The organism is Kineosporia sp. R_H_3 (assembly GCF_002198675.1).
In the GTDB taxonomy this organism is placed as follows: domain Bacteria; phylum Actinomycetota; class Actinomycetes; order Actinomycetales; family Kineosporiaceae; genus R-H-3.
The window spans coordinates 24,065-31,493 of record NZ_MWLL01000240.1; the positions used below are offsets into that span (position 1 = coordinate 24,065).

Here is a 7,429-nt window from a genome sequence, read left to right on the forward strand (position 1 = left end):
CCGTCACGTCGTCCCCGGACGGCGGGCGGCCGCCCGGGCGCACCCGGGTGACCGGCCTCAAGGGATCGCCCGCCCCGGTCGATGACGCAGCCGGGACGGCGCGGGCGACGCACCGTCGCGTCCGACGCAGGGACTGTCCACGAGGGGGAGCACATGCCGCGACGAGACCGGCCGGACGGCGGGTTCACGCTCGCCGAGGTCCTCGTCGCCATGAGCGTGTTCAGCATCCTCGTGACGGTGGCCCTCGGCCTCGTGCTGCGGACGACGGGCCTGCTCGCCTCGAACGACCGCCGGGTCGTCGCCGCGAACCTCGCCGACCGCCAGATCGAGTCGGCCCGCTCGCAGCGCGCCGTCGACATCCCGGACGGCCTCACGACCCGCACCGAGACCGTCGGGGGCGTGACGTACACCGTCAAGCAGACGGCCACCTACGTGCCGTCCGACGCCACGTCGAGCGTGTGCACCGCGAGCGCCGCCGGGCTGGCCTACAAGCTCGTCACCGTGACCGTGACGTGGCCCGGGATGGGCCGGGTCAAGGCGGTCCGGGCCGACACCCTCAAGGCGGTCGGCATCGGCACCGACGGCCTCGACACGGCGTCCGGCTCGGTCGCGGTGTCGGTCGTGGGGGCGAGCGGCGCCGCGGTCTCCGACGTCGTCGTGACGCTCTCCCCGGGCGGTGCCACGACGACGACCGGCGAGGACGGCTGCGCCGTCTTCACGAGCCTGGCGCCGGGCGCGTACACCGCGGCCGTCGACACGGGCGGCTACGTCGGGACGACGAACGCGCAGGCGAGCACGCTGACGAGCCTCGGCGTCTCGGCGGGCACGATCGCCCGCGGCACCCTGCTCTACGACACCGCGCGCTCGGCGCAGCTCGTGCTCACCGGGCCGACCGGCTTCACCGCGCCGGCCGGGGTACGGACGGTGCTGCGCAGCAGCTACGTCTCCGAGACCGTCTACCCGGTCTGCACCGGTGCGGCGGTCGGCTGCGTGACAGCGCTGCCGGGCACCGCAGAGCACCTCTTCCCGACCGTCTACGACGTCTGGGCCGGGACGTGTGCCGACGTGAAGACCGTGAGCGGCGCCGTGACGACGGTCGACCTCGCGCCCGCGGCGTCCGACGGCACGACCGTCCAGGTGCGGACCGGCTCCGTCCTCGTCGACGTCCGCAGCCTGCTCGGCACGAGTCTGACCGGCCGCGTCGTCACGGCGACGCACGCCGCGGACGCCGCCGGGCTGGGGCAGCGGTGCACGACCGGCGAGACCTTCACGCTCCCCGCGACGACCGCCGGGGGAGTCGGCGTCCTGCTGCCCGCCGGGACCTGGACGTTCACCGTCCCGAACGGCGTCGCACCGGTCACGGCCTCGCTCGACACCTCCGGCCCGAAGACCGTCGTGCTGACGGTGACCGCGTGATCCGCCGCCTCGGCCGCGGGCCCGCCGGCCGGTCGGGACGCCGTCGGGAGGCGGGCGTCTCCGTCGTCGAGCTCGCCGTCACGGCGGCGGTCGGGTCCGTCGTCCTCGTGGGCGTCGCCACGGTCGCGATCGGGACGATGAACGCCTCGCGCTCGGTCGCCGTCCGGGTCGGGACGTCGGCCGACACCCGGGTCGTCGGCGAGGCCGTCAGCCGCAGCCTGCGGACCGCGGTGCGGCCGAAGGGCCAGTCCGCCGCCGTCGTCCAGGGCACCGCGACGTCGGTGACGTTCTACGCCCTGCTCAACCGGTCCGGTGCCGCGCAGAGCACCGACACGGTGGCCTCGCTCGTCGAGCTCGGCTGGGACGGGACCTGCGTGACACGCCGGATCACCCCGGGTGTCGCGGTGACCTCCCCGGCGACGACCGGCCCGTTCTGGACGTGGACGCCGTCCGGCACCCCGGTGTGCCTGGCCCGGACGACGACCCCGCCCGCCTACCGCTACTACGCGACCGCCGTCCTCGCCCAGGGCGGCGTCGACACCGCCCCGGTCGCGCTGGTCTCCGGGGCGCTCGCGAGCACGGACCTGCGCGGTGTGCAGAGCATCGAGGTCGCCCTCACCGTGACCGACCCGAAGCACCCGGAGGTGCCCGGCGCGCCGCTGCTCACCCGGGTGACGCTGTCCAACGTCCTCACCGACTCCGGAGGGGTGTAGCGATGCGCCGGCGAACGGACCACCCGGCGCGCCGTCCGCGCACCGCCGACGAGGGCGTCGCCCTCGTCACGGTGCTCGGCACGATGGCCGTCGTCACGCTCTTCCTGCTGTCCTCGCTCGCGCTCGTCATCGGTCAGGCGCCGAAGGCCCGCACGGACCAGGACGCGAAGGCGGCCGTCGCCGCGGCGCAGGCCGGGATCGACGAGTACGTGGCGCGGCTCACCGCGAACGACAGCTACTGGACCCTCGGCGCCGACGCCGCCAACCCGGCCTTCACGACCGGCCGGACGATCCAGGGCTCGGCCGGCCGGGCGGCGTCCTACCGCTACCAGCTCCTGTCGACGGCGGAGGAGACCGCGCGCAACGGCGTGATCCGGCTCCAGGCCACCGGGACGTCCAGCCCCGGCGCGGGCGCCCCGGGGGTGAGCCGGACGCTCACCGCGACGTTGCAGCCCAAGGGGTTCCTCCGGTTCATCTACTTCAGCGACGTCGAGGTCCTCGACCCCGAGCTGTTCTACTCGCGGACCTCGGTCACCGTGAACGGCAACTCCTACTGGAACAGCGGCACGCACGGCACCCGGTACCGCTACGTGGACGAGGGTTCGGGTGTGCCCGTCGCCTGCGGCGGCTACTACTACGCGGGCCGGTCCGCCCCCACCTACGCGGCCGCCTCGTACCCGGTGCGCGTCCTCGACACCTGGTCGAACAGCCTCACCGGGACGGTCGTCAGCACCGGCACGGTCGCGGGGTTCACCTGCCTGGAGATCCAGTGGGCGTCCGGCGACATCGTCCAGGGGCCGCTGCACAGCAACGACGCCCTGCAGGTCGGCGGCAGCCCGCTGTTCACCGACCCCGTGACGGAGTCGAGCTGGACCAACCCGCCGGACCCGTCCCGGCGCTGGTGGAACAGCGGTCAGCCGCTGCTGTCCTCGGGCGGGACGCAGGGCTACTGGCCGGTCTACGCCGCGCCGCTGGCGATGCCGAACGGCAACTCCGAGCTCCTCAAGTACGTCGAGCCGCGGATCGACGACCCGTCGGCCGCCGCCGGGCCGGGCTGCCTCTACACCGGCCAGACCCGGATCACCTTCCAGGGCAGCACCATGCAGGTCTACAGCCCGTCGACGACGAACGCGCCGTCGCGCTGCCTCGACACGTCCAACCGCGCCAACGTCCAGACGAAGACCGTCCCGCCCGTCATCTACGTCAACGACACCGCGTCGTGCGGCAGCCTCGACACCTCGAAGATGACCGTGCCGCGGTCGGGGGAGTGGACCGGCGGGATCACGACCGACTACTCGTGCGGCCGCGGCACCGCCGTCGTCCAGGGCACCGTGGACGGGCAGGTGACCGTCGCCGCGAAGGACGACGTCGTCGTCACCGGTGACGTGCTCGCCGCGGACGGCGCCACCGGCACGGACATGGTCGGCCTCGTCGCCGGCAGCTACGTCTGGGTCTACCACCCGGTCGACTCCTCGGGGAACAACCTGCTCTCGTCGTCCTCGAGCGTGCACACGATCCAGGCGGCGGTGCTCTCGCTGCGGCACAGCTTCCTCGTGCAGAACTGGCAGTACGGCGCGGCGCTGTCGTCGACGTCGTCCACCTCGTCCAAGCTCAACGTGCTCGGCTCGATCTCGCAGCGCTACCGGGGCCCCGTCGGCACCGGCAACTCCAGCGGTCCGACGAGCGGCTACCTGAAGAACTACGTGTACGACCAGCGCCTGAAGAACCTGCAGCCGCCCTACTTCCTCAAGCCGGCGGCGACGCCGTGGCAGGTCGTCACGGTCACGGACAAGTGACGCCTTCGGTGACCGGCGCGTGACGCACCGCAGCCGTCCACTACGGTTCTCGGCGTGCTGATCGCGGTCTGCGGCGTCCTGGGCCTACTCGTGGGGTCGTTCCTCAACGTCGTCGTCGCGCGTGTGCCCGCGGACCGGTCGGTGGTCAGCCCGCCGAGCGCGTGCCCGCGGTGCGACACCCCGATCGCGCCGCGCGACAACGTGCCCGTCGTCTCCTGGCTGCTCCTGCGCGGCCGGGCCCGCTGCTGCGGTGAGCCGGTCTCGGTGCGCTACCCGCTCGTCGAGGCCGGCACCGCCGTGGCGTTCGCGCTCGTCGGCTGGTGGCTCGGCTGGGTCGCCGTGCTGCCGGCGTTCCTCTTCCTCGCGGCGATCAGCATCGCGCTGGCACTCATCGACATCGACACGTTCCGGCTGCCGTACGTCATCGTCGCGCGGTCCTACCCGGTCGCCGGGGTGCTCCTCGGGGCCGCGAGCCTGGTGGAGCGGGACACGTCGTCCGTCGTCCGGATGCTCGTCGGCGGGGCCGCGCTGTGGCTGTTCTACCGGCTCCTGCACGCCGTCTACCCGCAGGGGATGGGCTACGGGGACGTCCGGCTCGCCGGGGTGCTCGGGATGTACCTCGGCTGGCTCGGCTGGTCCGAGCTCGTCACCGGGGCCTTCTTCGCGTTCCTCGTCGGCGGCCTGGCCGGCATCGCGATCATGGTCGTCGGCCGCGGGTCGCTGAAGACCCAGATCCCGTACGGGCCGTACATGATCGTCGGGTCCTGGCTCGGCGCGGTCTGGGGTGCGGACGTCGCCGGCGCCTACCTGCGCGCGGCCGGCCTCGCCTAGTCACCGTCGGTACCGGAAACGCTCCGCCGATCGGACGAAGCGAGCCCCTCCCGGCCTAGTGGGCGGGGCCGACGCCTCAAGCGGTCGCCGTCCCGACCCGATCTGGACTCGTGAGCCCGGTGCCGACCGCGCCGGGCCGATTCCACGGAGGGGATCATTCATGGCGGGTCGAACCGCGATCGGTCTGGACATCGGGACCTCGGTCGTCCGCGCCGTCGAGCTGTCCTACGGACGCTCCGGCATCACCCTGGAGCGGTTCGGCCAGGTGGTGCTCCCCGAGGGTGCGGTGCGCGACGGCGAGGTCGTCGACCCCGAGCCGGTGACGGCCTCGCTGCGGCAGCTCTGGAGCGCGACGGGCTTCTCGCACAAGCGCGTCGTCATGGGCGTCGCGAACCAGCGGGTCATCGTGCGCCAGCTCGAGCTGCCGTGGATGCCCAAGGACGAGCTGCGCGTCAGCCTCCCCTTCCAAGTGCAGGACTTCCTGCCGATGCCCGTCGACCAGGCGGTCCTCGACTTCTTCCCCGTCGAGGAGACCACCGACGCCTCCGGCGCGCGCCAGCTGCGCGGGCTGCTCGTCGCCGCGGCCCGCGAGACGGTCCTCGCGAACGTCCGCTGCGCCGAGAAGGCGGGCCTCACGGCGCTGTCGGTCGACCTCACGTCCTTCGCGGTCCTGCGCGCGATGGGCAAGCAGACCGGCGCGGACGTCGAGACCGAGGCGCTCATCGACATCGGCGCCCGGGTGACGAACGTCGTCGTCCACTCCGCGGGGAGCCCGCGCTTCGTCCGCATCCTCCTCATGGGCGGCCAGGACATCACCGACGCGGTCGCCGACCGGCTCGGCATCACGGTCGCCGAGGCCGAGGCGCTCAAGCAGACCGCGGCCCACACCGGGTCGAGCGAGGACCTCGCGGCGGTCAACAAGGCGCTCACCGCCACCGCGCAGGAGTTCGTCGACGAGATCCGCAACTCCCTGGACTACTACGCCGCCTCGACGCCGGGCGTCCCGCTCGAGCGGATCCTGCTCTCCGGCGGCGGCTCGCGGCTCGACGGCCTCGCCGAGCGGCTCTCGGCCGCGACCCGGCTGCCCGTCGTCGCGGGCGACCCGCTCGCCTCGCTGAAGATCGGCCGGACCGGCCTGGACGACAACCAGCTCGCCTTCGTCCGACCGCTCGCGGCCGTCCCGGTCGGACTCGCCCTGGGAGCCATGTGATGACGGTCGACGCCCAGCAGCAGACGGTCGAGGCCGTCACCCCCGCCGGGGGCGGTGTCCGGGTCGACTGGGCCCCCGTGCCCAAGGTCAACCTCCTGCCGCGCGAGGTCCTCGACGCCCGTGCGTTCCGGCGCGTCCAGAAGATGCTCGCCGGGGCCGTCGTCGGCACCGTCGCCGTGGCCGGCCTCGCGTTCGCGTGGTCGCTGCACGGGGTCCAGGTCGCGCAGGCGGACCTCGACGTGTCCCGCGCCCGGACCGCGCAGCTGCACACCGAGGAGGCCAAGTACGCCGACGTCCCGCGGGTCCTGTCCCGGGTCGAGCAGGCCAAGGCGGCCCGGACGGCAGCGCTCGGGTCCGACGTCCTCTGGTACCGGTTCTTCGACGACCTCGCGGCGGCGACGCCGGACACGGTGTCGCTGACGAACGTCACGGTCGCGATGGACACCTCGGGGGCGCCGACGACGGCGACCGACCCGCTGACCCCGTCCGGTCTCGGGGCCGTCACCTTCACCGGCGGCGGCGACCGGTTCCCGGACGTCTCGACGTGGCTGGAGTCCGTGGGCAGCGTCGACGGCCTCGACGGGTCCACCCTGCAGAGCGCGACCCGGTCGGCCGGCGGCGGCACCGCCGACGACGGCCCGGTGACCTTCTCCTCGAAGATCGTCATCGACGACAGCGCGCTCTCGCACCGCTTCGACGGGAAGGCGAGCTGACCATGCTGACGAGCCGCACCGCCCGGTGGGTCGCCGGCACGACGCTCCTGTGCGTCGCCCTGCTCGGCCTGAGCTGGCTGCTCCTGGTGTCGCCGCAGCGCACCGAGGCCGCCGAACTGCGCGACCAGAACGCCTCGACGCAGAGCCAGAACGACCTGCTCGAGGTGAAGATCGCCCAGCTCCGCGCGCAGTTCGCCAAGCTCCCCGAGAGCCAGGCCGAGCTCGCCTCGATCCTCGCGCAGATGCCGCCGGACGCCGGGATGCCGCGGCTGGTCCGCGACCTCGACGCGATGTCCGAGAGCACCGGGGTGACGCTCTCGAGCGTCACACCCGGTCCGGGCCAGACCCTGACGACCGGGACCGCGGTGCCGGGCGCGGCCGCGGCGGCACCTGCCGCCACCGCCGCCGCGGGGGCCGCCGCCGGGAGCACCGCCGTCGACGGGTCGACGGTCGTCGCGATCCCCGTCACCGTCGCGATCGACGGCGACTACTTCCAGACCGTCGCGTTCCTCAAGCAGCTGCAGACGCAGATGCCGCGCGCCTTCCTCGTGACCGCCGTCCAGATGTCCGCCGGCAGCGCCGGCGGCGCGGACGCCTCGGCGACCGGCGGGAACGTGGCCGTGACGATCACCGGCAAGGTCTTCGCCCTGCCGGGCATGAGCGCGGACGTCCTCACGACCGGCACCGGCACCACCGCCGGCGCCGCCGGGAGCCCGATGTCCACGGCGACCCCGACCACCCCCGCCACGA

At 73.6% G+C, this 7,429-nt stretch carries 7 protein-coding genes; all 7 read left to right on the forward strand.

Going from position 1 to position 7,429, the window contains the following annotated elements:
- Window positions 1–153: 153 nt before the first annotated feature.
- Complete coding sequence (locus ECOMGDLI_RS30150; RefSeq protein ID WP_158221216.1) at window positions 154–1,416, forward strand: prepilin-type N-terminal cleavage/methylation domain-containing protein; 1,263 nt, start codon at window positions 154–156, stop codon at window positions 1,414–1,416.
- Entirely contained in the window at window positions 1,413–2,129 is a 717-nt protein-coding gene (locus tag ECOMGDLI_RS30155; RefSeq protein WP_088320522.1) for a type II secretion system protein J, read from the forward strand. The genes ECOMGDLI_RS30150 and ECOMGDLI_RS30155 overlap by 4 nt, the downstream gene beginning before the upstream one ends.
- Window positions 2,130–2,131: 2 nt before the next feature.
- A complete protein-coding gene (locus tag ECOMGDLI_RS30160; protein ID WP_088320523.1) occupies window positions 2,132–3,925 on the forward strand; it encodes a hypothetical protein in 1,794 nt (597 codons plus the stop codon).
- Between the two features lie 54 nt (window positions 3,926–3,979).
- Window positions 3,980–4,756, forward strand: coding sequence for an A24 family peptidase (locus ECOMGDLI_RS30165; RefSeq protein WP_088320524.1), 777 nt, complete (start codon window positions 3,980–3,982; stop codon window positions 4,754–4,756).
- A gap of 160 nt (window positions 4,757–4,916) precedes the next feature.
- A complete protein-coding gene (gene pilM, locus ECOMGDLI_RS30170) occupies window positions 4,917–5,966 on the forward strand; it encodes a type IV pilus assembly protein PilM (protein ID WP_088320525.1) in 1,050 nt (349 codons plus the stop codon).
- Window positions 5,966–6,679 carry a PilN domain-containing protein gene (locus ECOMGDLI_RS30175; protein WP_088320526.1) on the forward strand — a complete coding sequence of 238 codons (714 nt, stop codon included), beginning with the start codon at window positions 5,966–5,968 and terminating at the stop codon, window positions 6,677–6,679. The genes pilM and ECOMGDLI_RS30175 overlap by 1 nt, the downstream gene beginning before the upstream one ends.
- 2 nt (window positions 6,680–6,681) lie before the next feature.
- A partial coding sequence (pilO, locus tag ECOMGDLI_RS30180) for a type 4a pilus biogenesis protein PilO (protein WP_143448039.1) occupies window positions 6,682–7,429 on the forward strand: 748 nt, incomplete at its 3' end.